The 573-nt window shown below is 69.3% G+C and carries 1 protein-coding gene; it reads right to left on the minus strand.

From position 1 onward, the window contains the following. Positions 1-109: 109 nt before the first annotated feature. Positions 110-573: zinc-binding metallopeptidase family protein (locus GTW58_RS13725; protein WP_483413994.1), on the minus strand; the 464-nt coding region annotated here is incomplete at its 5' end.

A 573-nucleotide genomic window follows, 5' to 3' on the forward strand; every position in this document is an offset into this window, starting at 1 on the left:
GCTTCCCCGATGACTGTCAGCATGGCTCAAACAGTAGCATCGCAAGGGATTTCGTCCCCCGCGCTGACGCCCGTTGACGGGGGTTGTGGGGCGACTCCTCGGCCAGCCGTCAGGCAACCCACCAGGCAGCCACCGCACGTCTCAGGGAGTACAGGTCTTGGACGTGAACCATCTCCCGGGCGGAGTGCATGGACAGCAGCCCGACGCCGACGTCCAGCGTTCGGATGCCCAGCCGCGCTGCGGTGATCGGGCCGATCGTGGACCCACAGGGCACCGCGTTGTGGGAGACGAACTCCTGTGTGGGCACGCCTGCAGACTGGCAGGCCAGCGCCCACTGCGCCGCACCCTCCGCGTCCGTGGTGTAGTGCTGATCGGCGTTGATCTTCAGCAGAGGGCCGCCACCGGGGACGGGCCGGTTGGCAGGGTCGTGGTGACCCGGGTAGTTGGGGTGGACCAGGTGCCCGGCGTCCGCGGACAGGCATGACGACGACGCCCACTGGGCCCGGCGTCGGTCCTCCGACCAGTCGTGGGCCGCACCGATCCGGACCAGGACGTCCTCGAGGAACGGCCCGG

It is taken from the genome of Kocuria subflava, assembly GCF_012163155.1.
Classification (GTDB): domain Bacteria; phylum Actinomycetota; class Actinomycetes; order Actinomycetales; family Micrococcaceae; genus Kocuria; species Kocuria subflava.